Source organism: Streptomyces albipurpureus, assembly GCF_023701525.1.
GTDB lineage: Bacteria > Actinomycetota > Actinomycetes > Streptomycetales > Streptomycetaceae > Streptomyces > Streptomyces albipurpureus.
In genome coordinates this window covers 18,948-39,672 of record NZ_JAMQAW010000102.1, presented here as the reverse complement: position 1 = coordinate 39,672, position 20,725 = coordinate 18,948, and the positions used below count along the sequence as shown (strand labels likewise).

12 protein-coding genes and 2 pseudogenes are annotated in these 20,725 nt (G+C 67.0%); 6 read left to right on the top strand and 8 right to left on the bottom strand.

Annotated features, from left to right (window positions below; all coding sequences use genetic code 11):
* The first annotated feature begins 51 nt into the window (after positions 1-51).
* The 5 genes from NBG84_RS39025 (at position 52) to NBG84_RS39005 (ending at position 7,957) form a co-directional block, all read left to right on the top strand.
* Positions 52-225 carry a hypothetical protein gene (locus NBG84_RS39025; RefSeq protein WP_250924478.1) on the top strand — a complete coding sequence of 58 codons (174 nt, stop codon included), beginning with the start codon at positions 52-54 and terminating at the stop codon, positions 223-225.
* 569 nt (positions 226-794) lie between these two features.
* A complete protein-coding gene (locus NBG84_RS39020) occupies positions 795-1,694 on the top strand; it encodes a hypothetical protein (protein WP_250924477.1) in 900 nt (299 codons plus the stop codon).
* A 46-nt stretch (positions 1,695-1,740) separates the two neighbouring features.
* Entirely contained in the window at positions 1,741-4,041 is a 2,301-nt protein-coding gene (locus NBG84_RS39015; RefSeq protein WP_250924476.1) for a hypothetical protein, read from the top strand.
* A 44-nt stretch (positions 4,042-4,085) separates the two neighbouring features.
* Positions 4,086-7,397, top strand: a complete 3,312-nt coding sequence (locus NBG84_RS39010; protein ID WP_250924475.1) for a hypothetical protein — start codon at positions 4,086-4,088, stop codon at positions 7,395-7,397.
* A 320-nt stretch (positions 7,398-7,717) separates the two neighbouring features.
* Positions 7,718-7,957, top strand: a complete 240-nt coding sequence (locus tag NBG84_RS39005; RefSeq protein ID WP_250924474.1) for a hypothetical protein — start codon at positions 7,718-7,720, stop codon at positions 7,955-7,957.
* Between the two features lie 82 nt (positions 7,958-8,039).
* On the opposite strand, the gene NBG84_RS39000 is transcribed toward NBG84_RS39005, so the two are convergent.
* From NBG84_RS39000 to NBG84_RS40930, 3 genes are all read right to left on the bottom strand, one after another.
* A complete protein-coding gene (locus tag NBG84_RS39000) occupies positions 8,040-8,489 on the bottom strand; it encodes a hypothetical protein (protein WP_250924473.1) in 450 nt (149 codons plus the stop codon).
* A gap of 298 nt (positions 8,490-8,787) precedes the next feature.
* On the bottom strand, positions 8,788-9,351 hold the full coding sequence (locus NBG84_RS38995) for a DNA-binding protein (protein ID WP_250924472.1): 564 nt from the start codon (positions 9,349-9,351) through the stop codon (positions 8,788-8,790).
* A 670-nt stretch (positions 9,352-10,021) separates the two neighbouring features.
* The gene (locus tag NBG84_RS40930) at positions 10,022-13,735 is read right to left on the bottom strand and encodes a hypothetical protein (RefSeq protein ID WP_285368962.1); all 3,714 of its coding nucleotides are present in this window, start codon (positions 13,733-13,735) and stop codon (positions 10,022-10,024) included.
* Between the two features lie 463 nt (positions 13,736-14,198).
* Here NBG84_RS40930 and NBG84_RS38985 point away from each other — a divergent pair, with 463 nt between their 5' ends.
* Complete coding sequence (locus NBG84_RS38985) at positions 14,199-15,215, top strand: hypothetical protein (protein ID WP_250924471.1); 1,017 nt, start codon at positions 14,199-14,201, stop codon at positions 15,213-15,215.
* A 45-nt stretch (positions 15,216-15,260) separates the two neighbouring features.
* Here NBG84_RS38985 and NBG84_RS38980 read toward each other — a convergent pair whose 3' ends face one another.
* The 5 genes and pseudogenes from NBG84_RS38980 to NBG84_RS38960 form a co-directional block, all read right to left on the bottom strand.
* Positions 15,261-15,731, bottom strand: coding sequence for a hypothetical protein (locus tag NBG84_RS38980; RefSeq protein ID WP_250924470.1), 471 nt, complete (start codon positions 15,729-15,731; stop codon positions 15,261-15,263).
* A 1,597-nt stretch (positions 15,732-17,328) separates the two neighbouring features.
* Positions 17,329-17,700, bottom strand: a pseudogene (locus tag NBG84_RS38975) (IS1380 family transposase); the annotation flags it as partial.
* Between the two features lie 590 nt (positions 17,701-18,290).
* Positions 18,291-18,545: pseudogene (locus tag NBG84_RS38970) on the bottom strand (bifunctional 3-oxoadipate enol-lactonase/4-carboxymuconolactone decarboxylase PcaDC); the annotation flags it as partial.
* A gap of 135 nt (positions 18,546-18,680) precedes the next feature.
* Positions 18,681-19,256, bottom strand: coding sequence for a hypothetical protein (locus tag NBG84_RS38965; protein WP_250924469.1), 576 nt, complete (start codon positions 19,254-19,256; stop codon positions 18,681-18,683).
* Between the two features lie 286 nt (positions 19,257-19,542).
* Entirely contained in the window at positions 19,543-20,703 is a 1,161-nt protein-coding gene (locus NBG84_RS38960) for an ROK family glucokinase (protein ID WP_250924468.1), read from the bottom strand.
* Between the last annotated feature and the right edge of the window lie 22 nt (positions 20,704-20,725).

Sequence of the window (20,725 nt, the reverse complement as noted above, 5' to 3'; positions counted from 1 at the left end):
GATCTTGTCGGCACCAAGCTGCCCAAACTGCCGCACTCATAGGCATTTTCAATGACGCTCAACACTCGCCTGGCCCGCTCCGACACGGTTAGCCGGATCGTGCGCGCCGTGGTGGCCTCCCACGAGGAGTTGGCCCCCCACGGGGACGTGCTGAGCGCCGACTTCATCGCCGCGACCCCGCCATCGGGCAAATACCCCAAGGGCGGCGAGGGAGACAACGGGTAGGGAGGTCGGGGGCCAGTTGAGACTGAGGGCGCCGGCGGTGTGCTGGGCGTCGAAGTCGCGCCGGTCGATCAGTCGCCCCATGGTCATCTTCGATCGGACCGGGGCTTCGGAGCTCGGCGGGGTGAGCCGCTTCGCTCACGGCTAGGACCTGCTGGCCGCCATACCCGGGCGGGGCGGACCTCTCCACCCACCTGACTCCCCAGAGGTGCGCGACACCCCGGACAGACGCCCCTGCCGACCCCGCCCCTTGATACCGACCCGCCAAAAGTCCCTCGACCAGGACGACTGAGCCGATGCGATGGCCGCCCTCGACCTGGGCGACGACGTCCCGCGCTTCGAAGCGGTAGCGGTGGGCTGAGCGCCTCGGCTCCCGCGGCGCGACTGGCCTGTCAGCCATCGGGCCACTAGAACCCGCTAGTCCAACTCGCCATACGTCGCCACTCAAGAGCCTTTCACGCTCGATTCAAATGGCCTCTCTAAGATAGGATGCCGTCCATACACTTCACATATGAGGTCTTTTGGATAGGGCAATCACTGGCCATTCAGATAGCAGGGGAGATGAGAGGTTCATGGCGAAACTGTCCTACAAGGTGCCGAGTTCGCTGAACAGGAGCTTCCTCGACCACGAGATCACACTGAGCAAGGGAGGCTGGGCGGCGAAGCCCTCCCCGATCAAGCAGCTGCTCTTCTTCGGCGGCGGCCTCCTCGCTCTGCTGTGGTTCAGCACGTCGACGTTCGTCGCGAGCTCAGGCCTAGTCGCCATCACGTTCTTCGTCCTCTGGGGGCTGGCGGCGATCGCGTACTTCGGCGGGCTGATGGAGACGAAGGAGTTGCGCATCATGCGGGTGCCGGCCTTCCTGGCGTATCTGCCTCACAAGGCCCGGCACGTCCTCGCCCGTCGTAGCTCGAACCCGACGGACTTCTACTCGATCGTCGGCATCGACGGGATCGACAAGGACGGGCTGATCCACTTCTCCGACGGCGGCAAAGGCCGCGTATACCTGGTCGTCGGCTCGGCGAGCTATCTACTCTTCGACGAGGACCGAATCCGGATCCTCGACCGGGTCGACTCCTTCTGGCGCAAGGTCGAGACGACCTGCGAGCACACCTTCATCACAACGAAGGAACCGCAGCGGGTCTACCACCAGGTGGCGAACCTGGAGCGGCGCAACCAGGCTCTGGAGGTCCGTGACCCCGACCTGGTCGAGCTGCAGAACGAGCAGTACGACATCCTCACGCAGCACGTGGGCGGGAAGTTCCCCTCGATCCACCAGTACCTGCTACTCAAGGGCAAAAACAACGATGCACTGCGCAAGGGGCACCAGGTCCTCCATGCCGAGGTCGGCGGCTCCACTTTCATGATCAAGGAAGCCGCGAGGCTCGACCGCGAGGAGGCGGAGCCGATGCTGCGGGTCTTCTACCAGGGCATCGACGACGAACTGCCCAGCCTCAAGGTGTCGCTGAACTGAACGGCGTTAGGCCGACCGACACGACCAGGAACGAACGAAGGACACCATGGCGCTGAAGACGAAGGTCCGGGCACAGCTCGGCATCCCGGGGAAGAAGCCTGGCGGGACGTATGACACCGCGGAGTCTGTGGTCGATGACCCGCGCGCGGACGGCGCTGCTGAGGCTGAGGGCGTGCGGGGCGCTGAGGCAGCTGACGGCGTGGCCGATGAAGCCCCTGAGCCGAAGAAGAACTGGTGGCAGCGCCGTCGGGAGGTCAAGCACCTCCAGGGCACGTTCGACGCCTATCTGCATCTGCTCGCGCTGAAGCCGAAGGAGAAGTACCTCTTCCGTTCCGACTACTTCGAGGTCGACAGCTCGGTCGCCTGCATCCTGGCGTACTTCCACGACGACGCCGCGCACGACAACTTCGCAGCCTTCTGGGGCATCGACCGGATCCCGGACGGCCTGGACGAGCGGGTCACCGCGATCGTGCTCGAGCAGGTCAGGCGGATGGACGACAAGTGGATCGACTCGTACACGAAGCAGTCGGAGAAGCTGGAACGACTCGATACCAGCGAGCAGGAGGAGACGGGCACGGCCTCCTCCAAGCGCAAGGCCGCGAAGATCTCCAGTGACCTCGGGGTAACGATCGGAGAGCTGCAGGACGGCGCGAGCTATCTCTCCGTGCACAACCGGCTCTTCCTCAAGGCCCCCGACCTGGCGACCCTGGACGACACGGTCGACCGGGTCACGCGCCTGTACATCGACCGCTTCGGCACCCTGAAGGCTGCGCCCTACGCCGGCGAGCAGCGCCAAGAGCTCTCGGGCCTGTGGAAGAACAACGAGAAGAAGAAGGGCAAGGGCTTCCACTTCACCTCGACCGAGCTGGCGGGCTCGTACTCGCTGGTGACCAACGGCCTCAACGACAAGGGCGGCGAGTACGTCGGCTACATGGTCGGCGACGTCAACAACAGCGCCGTGCTCATGGACGTCGACGCCTACGAGCACCACGTGATCGTCGCCGACGCCACGCTCAGCGAGTACCTCGACCGCCAACGGGTGGCCAACATGTGGTGCTCGAAGATCTCGCAGGCCACGCTGCTGAACAACGGCCAAGTCGTCCACCTCGTCCTCGACGGAGCGAACCTCGACACGCTCGGCCCGACGTTCGAACGTCTCACCTCGCGCGTGGACCTGAACCAGGGCGATGTGAACATGTTCGAGATGTTCGGCGAGGAGGAGGACGAACTGACGGTCTTCTCCGCCCAGATGGAGAAGCTCAAGCTGATGTTCGAGCAGCTCTACGAGACCACCGATGGTGCCGTCGGCTCGATCATCCGCAGTGCCCTCGAAGACACCGCCACGGACTTCTACATCGAGCAGGGTATGTGGCGGCACAACGCCAAGGAACAGCGGCACCGACTGCGTGTGGTGAACATCCCGCACACCCAGGTGCCGCGTCTTCAGATGTTCGTCTCCTACCTGGCGACCGCACACAAGGCACTGCTGAACTCCAGCAGGACCGACGCGGACCAGCTGCGGGCGTACAACGTGCTCAAGGGCATCGCCAACGCGATGCTGAGCACGAACGGCGACCTCTTCAACAACCACACGGCCTCGGCTGTGGACGGGGTCCGGGACTCCCGGCGCGTGGTCTACGACTTCTCACGGCTCATGCGCCGCGGCAAGGGCGTGGCGATGGCACAGCTGGTGAACATCGTCGGATTCGCCGTCGGCAAGCTGGGGCTCGGCGACACGGTGATCATCCACGGCACCGAACACGTCGACGACCGGGTGAAGAGGTACATCCAGGATCAGTTCGACCACATGCACGAGCGGGGCGGCCGGGTGGTCTACAGCTACAACGACGTCGACAAGACGCTGGCCGACAGCGATTTCAACACGTTCGACGCTGCGGACTACACACTCTTCGGCCCGATGCGCGACGGGACAGTGGTGGAGTACCAAAAGCAGCTGCACCAGCGGATCCCCCCGGATCTCGCCCAGCTCATCACGACCAAGGGTGAGAACCTCACGTACCTGCGCCGGGGCGTCTCCAACGTCGTCTTCCACCTGGATCTGGCACTGGGGATCAACCCCTACCGCGAGGCCCAGCGCAGGAAGGTCCGCCTGGAGGCAGCCAGGGCCGAAGAGGTGGCGCGGATGGACACGATCATGCGCGACAAACCGGCACCGGGCGCGAACCTGACCAGCATTCGGAAGCACAGCACGGGCGGTGACGGTGAGGCTGACACGGGCCAGGACGACGCGAGCAGGCGCAACGACGGCAAGAGCCTGCGGCAGCCCGAAAACGACGCAAGGCGCCCAGCAGAGAAGACCAAGCCGAAGAAGCTGGTCAAGACATGAACGGGGTCAGCACTGATACGAGAGCGAGGAGTAGAGGAGCGACGATGAACGGGACGATCACGGCGGTGGCGAGGCTGCGCGCCTGGGCCCGCCACGGCGGTGGCGCAGTCCGCCCGGGTCGGCTCACACGCGGGCTCGCCCTCGTGCTCCTGGCGGCGCTGCTCGTGCCGGTCTTCATGATGGCGACCTCTTCGCCGGCGTCCGCGGACGACAAGAAGGAGCGCGACAACTACAGCCTGTACCAGCTGACCTCGAACGCGAGCTCGTACTTCAGCGAGAAGAACTCGCCGCAGAACGACAAAGGCATGCACGAGAACTGGAAGCCGGTCACGTCCAGCCCGGCCTCGGGCGGTTCCATGCTCGGCTACGCCGACCCGGAGTTCAGCCTGGGCAACGTCGTGGGCTGGTTCTTCGCCGAGGTGTCAGGGTCCTCGCAGACCGTTACCTACGAGACCCTTGCCGCGAAGGATGACAAGGGCGACGCGAAGTACTCGGGCATGCTCGACTACGCGCACTTCGGGGCGGCCAACAACGACCTGGGCCTGGACACGATGTCCTCGGGTATCGGCGGCCAGATCGTGAGCGTGATCGGGGGGTCGATCATCTGGGTCCTCTACGCCCTGGCGCTGGCGGTCGGCACGCTGTTCTACGTCATCATCCAGTTCCTGAAGCTCATCAACCCCTTCATGTGGTTCTACCAGGCGGTCGCGGCGATCAATCCGACTTTTGCCGAGGGTATGACCGGAGGTGAGACCGGAGGCGGCGCGCTCTCGGGTCTGCAGCACTGGATCAGCGGCTGGTACGGCCTGCTCGTCGACATCGCATGGCAGGCGCTCGTGCCGATCTTCATCGGCTTCCTGCTCATCAGCCTGGTCCTGTTCAAGAAGATGAACCGGGGCTCGGCGATCAAGAAGCTCATCGTGCGCGTCGTCTTCATCGGCGTCGGCCTGCCGCTCGTCGGCTCGATGTACTCCAGCGTGCTCGGAAAGTTCGACGACTCCGTTCTCGGTCAGCACGCCGGCCCGACGCGCGTCGTGCTGAGCACCTACGTCGACTTCGAGGCGTGGATGATGAACGACCGCCTCGGCATCCCGGACCAGGCAACCGTTTCCTGGAACGGCGACCAGGCGAGCCCGGACGCGATGATGTCTGTGCGCACGAGCGCGCTGGCGATCAACAAGCAGTCCCACGGGTCGACGTTCGACGGCATCAGTATCGGAACGAAGGCCAACGACGCCGAGTCGGCGTGGAAGGACGGCATGGTCTCCGCCGGCGGCAGTGCCTCGGACGACTTCCAGGCGGTGTTCTCGACCTTCGGGATCATCGGCAAGTACATCGCCAGCAGCGAGGTAACGGCCTCCGACTTCGAGTCGGGGATCAAGAGCTCGATCACGCAGCTTGACGAGAGCTCGGATGCCAAGAAGAGCTGGTTCGTCGACAAGAGCAGCTACGGCGACGTGGAGGAGTTCGGTGAGGAGAAGGGACCGAAGCCGGTCGATCACCCGGTGATCTCGACCGACGGCACGGGCCTGACCTCCTCTCGTCCCGGTAAGGACTCGACGGTCTTCACGACGACGGGGACGAAGGGAGGCTGCGGCTTCACGGTGGGCAAGACGCCCTCCTCGTGCAACCTGGCCCCGCTTACGGCGTACAACTACCTCAACACCGGTTTCGGTCCCGCCTCGCTGACGATGTACAGCTCGAACAACGCCACGAGCGGGTTCACCCGCGAGAACCACATGGCCGTCAGCCAGGTGGGCACGGGGCCGGCGAAGTTCATGTACTGGAGCAACGCGGCCACGGTCCTGGGCTCCATCGTCCTGCTCGGCTTCTGGTACGCCATCGGCATGCTGGCAGGATCGGTCAAGCGGATCTTCGGCTTGGTGGCCGCCGTGCCGTTCGCGACGCTGGGCGCGCTGCAGGCGATCGCCAAAGTGATCGTCTACTCCATTGCGCTGATCCTGGAGGTCCTCATCACGCTGTTCATCTACCAGTTCGTCTCGGAGTTCCTGATCTCGGTCCCGGGCATTATGGCTGGACCCGTGTCGAGTTTCATGAGCCCCGGCGGCTTGTGGGGCAGCTCTGCGCTCGGCGGGGTCATCGTGGTAATCCTCACCCTGATCTCCTCACTGGTGATCATGGGCATCACCTTCGCCCTGCTACGGGTTCGCAAGACTGTCCTGCAGGCGATGGACGAGGTGGTCACCAAGCTCGTGGACAAGTTCCTCGAGACGAACACCACGCCGAAGCCGGACAAGGGCGGGCTGATGCCTGCTCTGGCCGCGGGTGCGGGGGCTGGTGCGGGTATGGCCATGGGCAACAAGCTCGCCAACGGGTTCAACAGCAAGACCAGCGGTCCGGCATCCCCGAGCACGGGCAAGTCCGCGGGCAAGACACCCTCGACGAACGCCGGCGGCACGAACGGTCACACCACAGCGCTGACCGCTGGTCCGCAACAACAGGCCCTCGGGGGCGGCGGCCAGCACGGCCCGGCTCTGGGTGGTGGTCCCGGTGGTGGTGGCTCCGGCGGAAGCAGTAGGGCTCTGCCGGGCGGCAGCGGTCCCGCCGGCGCTCAGGGCGACGACCCCGCCGACAAAGGGGGACCGCTGCAGCTGACGAGTGGTGGAGCGGGCAGCTCGCACTCTGACAAGCAGACGGCGCAGGGTCTGAGCAACCAGGGCGGCCTGTCGAATCTCGGGTACACCTCGGGCGGCGGCAAGGCCATCCCCAGCAAAGTCCTGGCCCCGTCCACGGAGCCGTCGAGCTCTCGCGGCGCCGCTCAGGGTCAGAACGGCGCCCGCGGCGCTGGTTCTGTCCCGACCAGCGCAGAGGCTGCCGCCGGTCACACGGTCCAGACGCAGCTCGGCACGGGTACCCCGACGCAGAACTCCTCGGGCGGGAATCAGCAGACCGCACCGCAGCACCTCAGCACCGGCGCTACTCCTACTCCTGTGCCCGTTCCTGATTCTGGACAGCAGGCTTCGTCGAGCACGCATCCCACACGCTCCACCCAGAGCACCTCGGCCCAGAGGCAGCAGGGAACCCCCACCAACCATCCCTCAGTTACTCCGGGCCAGAATCCGGCCGCTCCTAGTGCACGGACTCCGGCTCGGACGCAGGCAGAGCGTCAGCAGAGCTCGACTCAGTCGTCGACGCCTACACCGCGCCAAACACCTGCCCCGCGGGCTCAGGCTCCGCAGCAGTCAGCTTCTGGACCGGCTCCTTCGCCGCAGCAGGCTCCGGTTCGTCGCCCTCGCCGGGTCACTAATCCGGCCGCTCAGAGCGTGGTGACACCCGAGCCGCAGCAGCGGCCGGAGGGTCAACCTCGCCGGGGGACCCAGGAGCCCCAGGACTGATCGTCCGGTCGAGGGCAAACCTGGAGGGACGACGCACCAGGTGAGGATGATCGTTCCACCTGGTGCGTCGTCCTTTGAGCAGTGTGAGGAGAAGGAGGGGAACATGAGGCTCGCATCGAGGCTTCGCGACGAGTTCCCGCGTGACTGGTGGCGCTCGGCGCGATTGGCGGCCGTGACCAGGGCGGTGTTCACCTGCGAGATGGTAAGCGCCGTGCGGCATCGCAACGAGCCGCCGCAGACTCTGGCGCGTCTGATCGGCACACTCGGGGGGCGTGTCGAGCATTCTGCCTAACGTTGCAGGCGTAAGAGCTTCGGTCACCATGGCGATCGAGGATGGTCTGCCTGTGGCGCTGATGGTGCTCCAGACCGGGTGGTGCCTGTCCAACATCGGCGTCAGTACTGCGGTGTTCGTCGTGGCGGCCCAGTCGAGGATTCGGAGGCCAGCCGCGTGGAACGAGCTCGATTTCGTCCAGCGGTGTGCTCCGAAGTACGGCCGCCCGCTGGAGACGATCGAGGAGAACCGGGCGCAGCAGCTTCAGGAGTGGGCGTCAGAGGCTTGATCAGCCGAGGGAAGAGAGAACCCCGTGGACGCGATGCCCACGGGGTTCTGTGCTGCTTGGTCGGCCGAGCGAGACATCAACGCTACTTCCCGCACTTGACCTTGAAGGCATCCAGCAGAGCCTTGCCTGCATCGGAGTTGTCACGAACATACGCGCTGCCGCTGATGCTGATCGAAGTGTCGCTGGTTGCGATGGGCTCGCTGCCGGTCCGCTTGTTGCGGCTGTCCTCTCCGGCGACCGTCCAGATGATCTGAGACTGATCCTTGTTTAACTCGCCGGTGCTGGTCACGTCCGGCTTCTCGTAGACACCATCGCAGGTGTACTCATGGTGCGAGACGCTGTTGCCCTTGACGACCATCTGGCCGAGTTCGGACGTGCCGTTGACGTCCTTGACGTAGTAGGTACCGTCGAGCTTTCTGGCGCTGCCGCTGCTTCCGCTGCAGGCGGTGAGTACGAGTGAGCCCGCGGCCAGGGCCGCGATGGACACGGCGATCTTGGTCCGCGTCGCACGCGCGGTCCTGGTGGTGTTCATGGTGTCTTCCCTTCGTTCGTTCCGGAGAGGCGGTTGGCCCCGGTGGTAGTGCGAGACCACTACAGCCGGGGGAGGATCGTCAGGATGGCGCCCGACCACCCTCGGGAGCCGTAGCAGGCATCCTTGAGGACGAACTGACCGACTTCCGAGCTTTCTTCTCGTGCATCAGCGCTTGCAATCGCATTCACAAGCGCACTAACAGTGCTGCAGCTTGCTGTACTAGGTGTACCCCCTCCACAACAGAAGCCCAATCAAAGTCGCCTATGGAAAGACGATTTTGACTGGCCGTGACCGGCTATCAGACATCTCCTCGGAGGCTGTGGAGCCGATGCTCAGTCAGCGCCAGCGCGACCTCGGACTGGTTGAGCGCGTGTTCACCGTCTTGAATGCGCCACTGCAGACGCTGCACGGGCGGGGCGTCTGCTTCTTCGACCGCCAGATCGCCGAGCTCGCGCAGCTCTGCATACGCACCTTGCAGCTGCTCCTCGTGGTGTGCAGACCGGACCCTGAGGCGGCCAGCCCGCTCTTTCCACCAGCTCACCCGCGACTGGCGGTCGAGCGCGGTCTTCCCTTCAAGCCAGGCGCGGAGCTCGGTCTGGTCGATGTCACTGGGGAGCCCGGTGGCGAGAGGCCCCTCGGGATCTGGCATGTCGATGGGGATGTGCGACAACAGCACCGCGGGGGTCGTGTCGAGTGCATAGGCGATCGAGACGAGATCGTCGACGGTCACGGGGCGAGCACATCGCTCCATCTCCGCAAGAGCGTCGGCAGAGATCGGGTGATCGAGCATCAAGAGCACATAGGCCAGCTCGTCGATGGTCAGCTCGCGCAGCTGACGATAGTGGGTGATGGCGTCGGACACAGCAAGGGACGTGGGAAGGGGCGACGGCATGCATCGATCATAGGCGTGCTCTGCGCGGCCCCAGGTGGGTTGTCACATAGCTCTCGGCCGTCGTCACATAGACCCGTAACGGGTCCCGGGAGAGATACCATCCACGCTGACCGGGCCGCGATTCCCGATGCGGAGATTCGCTTGAGGTTGGCTGCCTCGCTCAGCGTGGTGGGAAGCAGAAGTGCAGGGTGCGGTCGTTCCACCAGAGGGTGGGGGTCTCCAGGCCGGCAAAGCCTACTTCGACGAGGACCGGGTGATGGGTCCCGCCAGAGCCGGTCCGGAGTGGCAGTCTCGCAGCGGGGCAGTTTGCGGCCGAGCACACAATCCGGTCGGCCTGGTCGTGCGGCTGATCGGGAACGTCGAAAAGCACCTGCCCGCCGAGCGCGTCCGCGACATCGTCCTCACGGTCGTACGCGCACGAGCCGGTCGCCGCAGCCTCGCCCAGGCCCTGCACGACGACCCGTCACTGTTGCAGACCGGACAGCCACCGGCGCCCTACTGCGTCGCGAAACTGCTGATGGCCCTGCACGAGGCCGGCGCCCAGAACGTCGCACTGCCCCGCTGCGGCGAGTGCGGCCGCGGAGGGAACGCCCAGCCCCAGGTCCGGGTGGAGTGCCGTGCGCCGGCAGCTGTGGCGGGGTCATGGGGTGGCTGCGATCCATCCGGGTTCCGGGTCGGCCGGGTGGGTCAGGACCATGGTGAGGCGGTCGGCGGTGGTGTAAGGGATGCGGGGGTCGGCGAGGAACGCGGCCGGCTCGATGGTGCGGGTGACCATCAACGGCAACACCCGCCACGGGACTTCGGCCGTGGCACCGCAGGCCGCCGCTGCGTGGGCCGCGTACTGGGCGACGGTGGCGGCCTTGGCGAGCAGTTTGTCCCGGTAGCGGGTGGTGAACTTCTTGATGTGCTGCTGCAGGGCGTGCACCGCGACGGCCCGGGTGGGGTTCTTCGCCTCAATCACCCAGAGGCGGCCCGTGTCGGGGTCGGCGACCAAGAGGTCGATCTCGCCAGTCAGGCCAGGGACGCCGAGCTGAGCGGCCGTCTTCTCCAGTAGGCGGAAGCGGTGCGGCATGCCTGCAGCGCGGGCGGCTTCGCGGACGTCGGACTCCAAGCGCTGGTCGAGTTGCTGGCGGTGGCGGGTGAGGGCTTTGTCGACGGGGTCAGGGAGCTCAGGGTGCGGGAGGCGGCCGTCGTCGAGGGAGGCCGCGTAGGCCTCGCGGGCGGCGTGGGCGAGCCAGGGCAGGACGAGGAGGTCCTCGCCGTCGGCTATGAGGGGGTGGGTCAGGGGGCGGGTGCGGCGTTCGACCTCGGTGTAGGCGTGCTCGGTGGTGCTGGCTGCGTTGCCGGGGTGCAGGCGCAGGCGGTCGACGGCGGCGCGGAGGTGTTCGGCGGGCAGCCCGGACCATGCGACGCTTTCGGCGACCAGGGCCTCGACGGTGACTGTAGCTGTGCCGTGTTCGCTGGTGGGCCAGTCGGAGGCAGTCGCGAGGATGGCGCCAAGTGCGTCCAGGCCACATCCCCACTGCTGGCGCAGAAGCCGGTCGGCTTGGGCAAGTTGGCTGCCGGACGGAAGGACGGGCGCGGTGAAGGGGGTCTCAGTGCGCACGGGTGGGGAGGCGAGCAGGGTGCTGGCGTCGAGGAGTTCGGGCTCGGCGTCGACGGCGGCCGCGATCATGCTCTGCTGGCGGGCGCGCTGGTAGGCGCCGAGGTCGAACCCCAGGTGTTCACCGCCTTGGGGCTTGGCCGGGGAGGCCTTCGCGCCGTCGGGACCAGTGGTGAGGGTGAACACGCCGGTGGGGTCGATGTCCAGGCTCACGTCGTGCAGGCGGCGGGCGGCGGCGACCGCGGTGATGCCGCTGTCGAGGACGAGCTCGGCGAGGGCGACGAGCTCGGCGACGGCAAGAACGTCGACGGACCGGGTGCCGGTGGGCCCGGTGATGAGGGCCTGCTGCAGCAGCAGGTGCAGGGCGGAGGTGGCGGTGGCGGCCTCGGTCTGCCGGCGGCGGGCCTCGGCGATCCAGTTCGCGGCCCACGGGGCGGCGAGGTTGACCGCAGTCTCGGTGAGCGAGCGGGTGCGCTGCGCCCAGGCGGCGTTCACCTGGCGGGCCAGTTCGCCGAACAGGGCGGGCTGGTGGGCACGGAGCTGGTCAACGAGGGCATTCTCCAGCGCATGGAGGAGCTGCTCGGCGGGCCCGCCGGGGCGCAGGGCGTCGGCGCCGCGCCAGCTGCCGGCCGGAACGCGGGCGCGCCGGACGGCGGCGGCCGCAGTGCGCAGGGCGCGGGCGTGCAGGTGAGGGGTGCGCGGCAGGGTGTAGGCGGGGGCGGTGGCGGGCCAGGAGTGGACGGTGGCGGCCATCCGCAGCACGGGGTGGGCGGTGTACCAGGCGGCGGTGAAGGTGTCCGCGTCGGTGCCGGGATCGGCGTCACGGCCGGAGCGGACCTGGGTGATCAGGTCGTGGACGAGCATGCCCAGGATGTCGTGTCCCCGCTGTCCGTCGCCGTTGAACGCGGCGAGCAAGGGTGGGTCGATGACGAGGCCGATCCGGGCAGCGGCCGGGTCAGCCCCGGCGCGCAGCAGGAGCCGCTCCCCCACCTCGCCGGTCTCGCCTGCCGGGGTCTTGGCGTTGGCGGGTGGCTGGTGGGGCTGGTCGGTGACGGTCACCTCGATGACGAGGGGTGTGCCGTCGGGGAGCGTGGCGTGCGCGGTGACGGGCTTGAGGGTGGTAAGGGTGGTGCGCAGGGAGTCGGCGAAGGCGGCCATGCCGCTGGCGTCGAGCAGGGCGCCGAGGTGGCGGGAGGGGACGGCGACGATCGCCGCCGGGGGGACGGTGGAGGTGCGGATGAGCAGCGTGCCGTCGTCCGTACGGTGCTCAAGGTCGGTGTGGATGCCGCTCGCTCCGGCCTCGGGCGGGGTGCGCCGGGCGTGTCTGAACTCCCGTACCGCGGGCAGGCCGGCGGCGGTCAGGACGCGATCGGTGGCCGCATGGTCGGCAGCGCGCTCCCAGACGTCGTCATACGGGGCAGCGGGGACGTAGACGACGTCATCGCTGTCGGGGCCGGGCAGCAGCAGGGTGGCGTGGTGGTACCAGGCGGTCCAGGCGTCGAGGGCGTCGTCGTAGGCCACGCCGTGCACGCCGGGGTGCTCGGTGAGCTCCAGGAGGAAAAGCGCCGTGAGCGTCGGGTCGCCGTCGGCGGCGTGCAGGATCTCGGCGAGTTCCTCGACGTGGAGGAGGGCAGTGTCGCGGATCAGCTCGCGCCCCAGGAAGCGAGGTCCGCCGTAGACGACGAGGCGGCCGCGGCCGGGCGGGGTGTCGGCGAGGGCTGCGCGGCCTTCCTCGACGCGGGCGCCGAGGAGGCCATCGGCGAGGGCGCTGACGACGGCGATGTCGTAGCGGTGGGTCGGCGAGGTCAGCCGGCACACCGGGCCAGAGCGGGCGGGGACGTGGTCCAGACCGAGGAGCTGGGCGAGCCGGGAAACAGTCAGCTCCTGCAACCTGGCCTCCGCCGTTGGCAGTTGATCCGGTGGCAGCAGGCCAAGCAGGCGGCCGGCGGCCGGGGCGAGGCCGTCGGTCGCCGCGGCGGCGGGTACGGGCAGTCGTCGGCCGTGCGCGGTGACGGCCAGGACCGGGCCGAGCAGGGGGGCGTCGGGGTGGTAGCGCAGCGGCAGGTCCTTGACCGGCCGGGTCAGCCAAGCGAGGGCGCGTCCGGCGCGCTCCGGGTACTGGCAGGCGGGGACCAGGCCGTTCGGGTCGGCCGTGGCGATCGCGGTGGCGGCGTCGACCTCGGCCGGGGTGAGGTGGCAGGCGACCTGCCCCTCGGTGTCCCCAATGACAGGTTCGGGCCATACCGGGGTGAGGGCGCTCAGGGCCCGGTCGGTTAGACGCAGGGCCAGATCAAGGACGTCGCCGATCCCGAACCCGGAGGCCGTGCACAGGGGTTCGTCGACGGCCAAGGCCGTCAGCTGCAGGCTGCGCAGCACGAGGAGGGGGTGAGCGAGCTGCCCGGGGTGGACGAGCAGATGCTCGCCTGCGAGGTGATGGCGTACGCCTGGGCGCAGGTCGCTGGGGTGGCGGTCGGTGACGACGCCGCGGCCGGGTGCGGCACGCACAACGGCTTCGACCAAGCGGGGCAGGTCCTCGGCGCCGGCGAATGTACCGGCGCGGGGCGGAGTGCGCAGGACGCGAGTGAGCATCAGCAGCAGGTGGTCGGCGAGGCGTTGGCAGTCCGGCGAGGTGAGCGCCGCCTGGAGCAGCACGATCAGAGAGTCGGTGTCGTAGGGAGCCAGGGCGCGGTCGAGCACCTTCCACTCCACGCGGCGGTAGGCGACTGAGGTGATGGGCGTCTTCGACTGCATAGTGCGCTTCCTGGTCTCATACCGGGCTGGCTCAACGGCACAGCTTCGCAGGCGGGCAAAGAACGTTGGGACGGGCTTGACCGATTGCCGTCCGCCCTGCTGGGTGAACTGGGCGATGGTGGTGGCACGTCAGGCACATGCGACTGGGGCTCGCTCGGGTGGCCGGTTGGGGCAGGGGCACGGCGCCAGGTTCCAGGGTGGCAGGGCAGTAAGGGTCGGTCAGGTCCCAGCCACGCCAACGCTAGTCGAGGAGTTCCCCGGTGAGCGAAGCCGACGGGTTCGCAGATTCCTGAGGCCCTGTCGAGCCGAACTCGGAGGTGTCGGATCTCTTCAGGGCGAAGAGACCGGCGGGTTCCGTTCTCAAGATGGAGATATACCAGCTGATCCACTCGTTGCCGGACGGGCTTCGCGCAACGGGAAAAGTCCGATGCATCAGGCGATTGGGCGACCTAGCATCGCGGGCATGGCAACACCCCTTCCGCTGATGGTCTATCTCGACCTCAACCACTGGTATGCCCTCGGAGACGCACTCGCGGGCAAACCTCAGAACCCCGACCACGTCACGGCTCTGAAGCAGTTGCAGGGCCATGTCGAGCGGGGAGAGGTCATGTTTCCCCTCTCGACCGTGCACTACATGGAGTTGACCGAGAATCCCCGGGACGCTCACCGCGAGCGGGCGGCGGACGCGATGGCCTTGTTGTCCAGGTTCGTGACCATGGCACCCGGGTCTAAGATCCTCGATGAGGAACTGGCGCTGGAGCTCAACCGCCGACTCGGCCGACCTGCCTTCCCCAAGAAGGTGACGAAATTCGGTATCGGCGTGGGGTTCGCGTTCGGCGAGGCCAAGCGGATGGTGCTGACGGGAATCACGGAGGAGAACCGTCAGGAGCTGGAGACTGGCCTGGGGATGTCAGTGTCGGAGTTCGAGGCCTCGGCGAACGCGACCACCGAGTACTGGGTCCTGAGGGGGCCGCCCGGGACTCTGCGCTCAGCAATCGAGAATTATGACCCCTATGCGGCCCGGCGCGTCGCGGACGATCAGCTCGCCAGTTTCAGCGTCATGATCAACACGCTGCGCACCGTCCCGGAAGTCGCTAGGCGACCGATGGACGCCATCGTCGCCCGCCAGCTCAGCTTCGACATCATCGACAATTACACCCGTGCGCTCATGAGCGCCGGCTTCGTGAAGCAGGGTCCGTTTCACAGTCGGGACGATCGCACCAGCTTCCTGATGGCGCTTCCGTCCCGCAAGGTCGTCACGATGATGCACTTCCACTATCTCAAGGACGTGCACCGGAACTGGACGATCAACGATCTGCGCGACATAGCCGCGCTGTCGATTGCGATTCCGTACTGCGACGTAGTCGTCACGGATAAGAAGGCGTGGGACACCGTGGTCAACCGTGCCCATCTCGACAAGGAGTTCAGCACTCCGATCTTCAGCAGCCTCACCGACCTCGCGAAGCATCTGGCAGTCTGATCGCCCTGTGGTCTCCGGTGGCATGGCGCCGGAGACCAGCGCTGGTCAGGCCTGTGTTGGGTCCTGTTTGAAGGGGTGCGGATGAGCCGCTTGGAGGTACTTCATTGCGGTTGCATCCGAGATCCCGAACACGCGCATGAGGTGGATGGGGTCTTCGGTTTCGTGGGCCTCGTCGAGGAAGCGGTCGCTGCGGAGTTTGCTCGGCTGAGGGCCGATTTTGCGGAAGATCCGCTGGTAGGCGTACTGGCTCATCGGCGGTCCCGAGGGGTCGTGTGCCGTCATCTGGGTGATGAACAGGTGCGGGTTGGTGCTGTGGGGCCAGCGCCGCCAGCGCTCTCGGAGCCAGTCGGTCAGGACGACCGTGGTGAGCTCGTCCAGGATGATCGTGTGTCTGCGGCCTCCGCGTCGGACCACGAGCCGGCCGCGGGTGCGGTCAAGATCGCTCAGGAGGATGTGCCGGATTTCGGTTGCGCCGCGGGCATGAATCGCGACGAGGACGACGATGGCCTTGCCCATCGGGGTGGAGACCCGATCGAGTAGGCCGGTGAGCTGGTCGGAGGGGATGGGGCGGGCTGCTGACAGGGTCGGCCAACCGCGCCCGGGGCGCGCGCCTGGCCCGCTCCGACACTATCAACCGGATCGTGCGCGCCGTGGTGGTCACGCAGGAGGATCTGGCGCGTATGCCGACGTACTGAGCGCGGACTTCGTGGTCGCGACCCCGCCGCCTGGACAGCACCGCAAGCCCATCAGCGGGGACGCGCCGTAGAAGGTGCCAGCGGTTCAGAGCGCCGGCGGCGAGCCCCACATCGAAGGCGATCCCCAGTCTGGCCCGTGCCGTGTAGCGACGCGAGACAGTCGCGGTTTGCGACGTACGTGGCAGACCGACAAGCGGGCGGGAACCAGGGCCCTATCTCGTGTGGTTGCCGTGCGCTCACCTGGCGTGGCAACCGAACCCACACGGGTGGGGTGTGACCCCCAGTCCAGACTTGACCCACGGACGGAATGAAACTGTGGTCCCGGTCTGCGGTCACATCCGAGATGCCCCCGCGCCACCTGACCGCGTCAGCTCCGTTCCCGCACGGCTCCGGAACGATGCTCCCGGACGACAACGTGCCCTCGACAGGGCGTCTACATCAATCAGGTCATCGCGAAGCGCACCAAGCGCAACTAGACACGGTCCGGAGTTCGGCTGTGCGATCCGCGGCTCCACCCGCGCTGCACCTGCCGCCTGGCGGGGGCCAGACATCTCCAAGCAGCGACTCACCGTTGAAGTTGCTGACCTTGCCACGAAGGCTCTACCGCAGCGCCGCGAACCAAGAGACCGACAATCACCATAGACGCCGACTAGGCAATCAAGTGGCACTCCATATGGACCCCGAAAGAACTGATTGACCAATCGAGACGCCTGACATAATCTTGCTAAGTGAAAACCGATAGGAGTATCGAGGGAGGGCGATAGCGGGTACTCGATACTTGCCGGGCACCAACTCGGCTCGCCACCATCGCTGTTGCACAGCGTCCGCAGCACTACACCAAGACCACCCGTCAGCCGACTGTGGCGTCAACGCCAGCCATCAAGCTGGTGAATCCTACGGATCACGGATACGTCATTACTACGCCCGGTCAGCGCTTACGACCTGGAAGGCACACAGGCTCTTAGCCCGATTCGCTGAACGCGACCCGAGAGTTATCTGGAGTGTTAAATTGCGACAAGAGACCGCCGAGCTAACGGAATCGCAGTACAGTCCCGCACGCATTCGAGCTACGTGGGACGGAACAGGAAGCATCGCGGACGCATCGAAGGCATTGGGGTTTTCGCGGGCGAAGGGCTATGAACTGGCCCGTCGGGGCGAGTTCCCCTGTCGGGTACTCAAGGTTGGCTGCTCAACTCGTGTGGTCACCGCGTCCCTGCTACGTGTGCTTGACAGTGGAGAGCCAGAATACAATGCTGCCCGGGCCTAACCTCGGTCTTTCATGCATCCCCGGCAGTGCCCTGCCGGGGATGCATGAAAGACCGAGGTTAGCGAGATTGAGGAATATGCGTCTGTAGGTCGCTGTCACAACTATTACGCAACGGCTTGTAGATGAGGTGCGGCGCTCTAGCAGCTCCGGGTTGACCGGTCAGGGCGGGCATGGGCACCCAAGCCAGTAGTTCGAGAGGGATCTGGAGGATCTCCAGCCAGGTCCACTTGCGGGCGGGTGCCGTGCAGGAGCAAGTTCCGCAGCCCCGTCGCCCGGCGGCCCCGGCTACGGCCCTCCGCGCGGGACCACAGCCGGTGACGGAGTTCGAGTCCCGCAATCGGACGGTCTGGCGTGTTGCCGTCCGCGTCCGTGATCTTCAACTGATCTCCTGGATGCGGACGTTTCCTGAGGTCGACCGGCCGCTTCCCCGTCGACCTCAGGCGATAAGGCCCCAGTCGAGTTCGGCGACCCATGCCTCAGCCCTCACTTCACCGTGCAACTCGTCGGCCGGGATCCAGGCCGACGTGTGACGGCCATCGGCCGGCAGGTTGGGCCAGGGTCAGACGGGCGGCAGTGGTTCGTCGGCTGCGCACAGAGAGTTCGTCGGTCAGGACGGGTACATCGGCCTTCCTCGACGCTTGAATACGTCGTGACTAGGGAACTCTCCGAGAGCCGCACGCAGGTCACCAACCAGCTTGAGGCACCTCGTCGCTGTCCATCCCGCCACTCTGCTGAGAGAACCGACCAGACCCAGCAGTGACAAGCCCGACGGGCCCACGTGCCATGCCGGATCCGCTGGGCGCCCCCTGCGGGCGGGGGCGCCCAGGATCATCCGCGCCGACCGGTCACCCGCCAGGCCGACGACTCCCGCGAAGGACAACCGAAGCATCAGTCAGGGGAAGAGTCAGACCTCCGGGCGATGCCATTACTAATCCTCACTGTCAGGTGATGGTCTTCTTGGCCTCGCCGCCGCCATCTGCTGCTACAAGCGGCTCTCAATCTCTCACACAGATCTCACAGACTGGCCGGATTCCCCCGGGACGTCAGGCTCCGACCTGGACCTACGCGACCGAATTGGACCAACTGGATCACACAGGACGCGATGCACTACCTATGCCAGGTCGTCCCGAGGGACGGCCCCAGGATGAGCACGGGCGCGTCCTCCGCGCCGTCGATCCGGTACTGGAGCGTCTGCGGGGAGTTCTGTGTCGTCACGGAGGCATCGGGAACCACTTCGGGTGGCGCCTGTCCGGCGGCGGGAAGCTGCCCGTCGAAGGGAGTCCGACCGCCGTCCGCTATCCAGGCGTCAGCAGAAGCCTGCTCACCGGTGGGGTTCTGTTCGTTGGGGGGAGTCTGCGTCTCACTCACCCGCTCCACGGTAGTGAGTTTGCGCTACCGGGACTAATCGCGGTGCGACGGGCCGCGGTCCCCTGGCGAGCCGCGGCCCGGAAGGCGGCATCGCTCGCAGCCCGCAGCCGTCTTCTACGGTCCGCCGCAAGGGTGTTAAGGGGTGGTTTGGGAGACGACATACACCCTGGGGTGGCTGGAATTGGTCAGGTCGACCGTGATGTCCAGGCTGGGTCGCGGCCTGCTCTGGTCATGGGTGGCACCGGCCCAGATCTTCTCGGAGGTGAAGTTCCAACCGACCGTCCGGGCATCTCGCGACCCGATGGTGATCTCACCGTAGAGGAGCTCGGCCCGGCTGGTGCCGACGCCTTCCAGGAAGAGGTCAAGACCCTCCGCGGTGGTGTTGAACTGCACATACAGTCGACTGGTCTTCCAGTTGCTGGTTTCGAAGTAGGCGACCTTCTTGGATTTCGGCGGGATGGGCACCTCGAAGATGCGCCGCTTCATCTGGGACGGCCAACTGTCGCGCAGCCCCTGTGCCGAGGACTCGGTTGCCTTGTCGCGCCCGCTGTCGCGGCTCTGCTCCGCGGAGATCACCAGATAGCCGGCCGGGATGCCCACCAGGAGCACGATGATGATCGCGGTCAGCCAGCGGCGGAGGAGCATATGCCGCCTGCCCTCGGGGGGGCGGAAGCTCTCGTCCGGGGACGTGGGCTGGCGGGGCACGGTCATGACGTGGGTTCCTGGGGGTGCTCGATCGGAACTGAAGTGTACGGGCCCCCAGCAGGGGGCATGGAAGCGGACTCTTCGATTCCCGAGCGGTAGGGGGCGGCGGGACGCCACCCGAGGGGCCGCCGGAAGGCCCCTGAGCCCGGTGGGGCGGCGCGGCCGTTGGCTGGGAGCTCGCCGAGACCGACCGGCGCTTGGGTGAAGACATCTACGCGAGCGCACGCCCCGCTCCCCTCCATGGCTGCGGGCGCCCCGGTGCACTCGGGAAGCCGCCGGTGGTGTGGCAGCGCTAGGGCTCCGGGGTGGGGCGCACCGATGTGGAGTTGCGGAGGGCCTGGGCGTACCGCTCATAGCGCTCATGGCGTTCCACCCGCCTCCGGTTGGCGCGGCGGAAGCGGCGGGCGACCAGCCGGGCCAGATCCGCGGCCCCCACCATGCCGGCTTCGGGACCCAGCTCCGCCTTGGCGATACGGGCCTCCGGGCGGTAGCCGCGGCCGGTGAGATGGCGGCGGAAGGCGTCCCGAGCGGGGCCGATGAGCAGGTCGTCGGCGGCGCTGACGCCGCCGCCGATGACAAAGCAGGACGGGTCGAGGGCGGCGGCCAGATTGGCGATGCCCACGCCGAGCCACTGGCCGATGTCCTGGAACAACTCGACGCACATGGCGTCGCCCTCCCGGGCCAGCTCGGTGATGAGCGGGCCGGTGATGTCACCGATGTTGCCGCCGACCCGGTCGATCAGGGAGTGGGCGACGGGCGAGTCCGCAGCGGCCAGCTCGCGGGCCTCGCGGACCAGCGCGTTTCCCGAGCTGTACTGCTCCCAGCAGCCTCGGTTGCCGCAGGGGCAACGATGCCCCCCGGGCACCACCTGCATATGCCCGAACTCGCCGGCGACCCCGTACTTGCCTCGTTTGACCTGTCCATCCTCCAGAATGGCGCCGCCGATACCGGTACCCAGGGTGATCATCACCAGATGGTCTTCGCCCCGGCCGGCGCCGAAGCGCCATTCGGCCCAGGCCGCGGTGTTGGCGTCGTTGTCCACCAGCACGGGGACGGCGAGGCGTGCGGAGAGCGCATCGCGCAGGGGTTCGTTGCGCCAGGCGAGGTGGGGTGCGAAGAGGACTTTGGAGCGGTCGGCGTCGACCCAGCCGGCCGCTCCGATGCCCACCGCGTGCACATCGTGGCGGTCGGAGAGGTCGAGGACGAGTTCGCAGATGGTGTCCTCGACGACCTTGGGGCTCTTGGACTTGTCGGGGGTCTCGGTGCGGAGCTTCTCCAGGATCACCCCGTCCGCGTCGACGACGCCCGCCATCACCTTCGTACCGCCGATGTCGATGCCGACGGTGGGCACGCGCGGTGCCGTGAGGTGGGAGCGGCGCTCACGGGTGCCGACGGTGCGCAGAACGGTGGCACGGGCGGAGCCGCGGTGCGCGAAGTCGCGGTAGGTGCTCACCGGGCGCCGCCTGGAGTTGCCG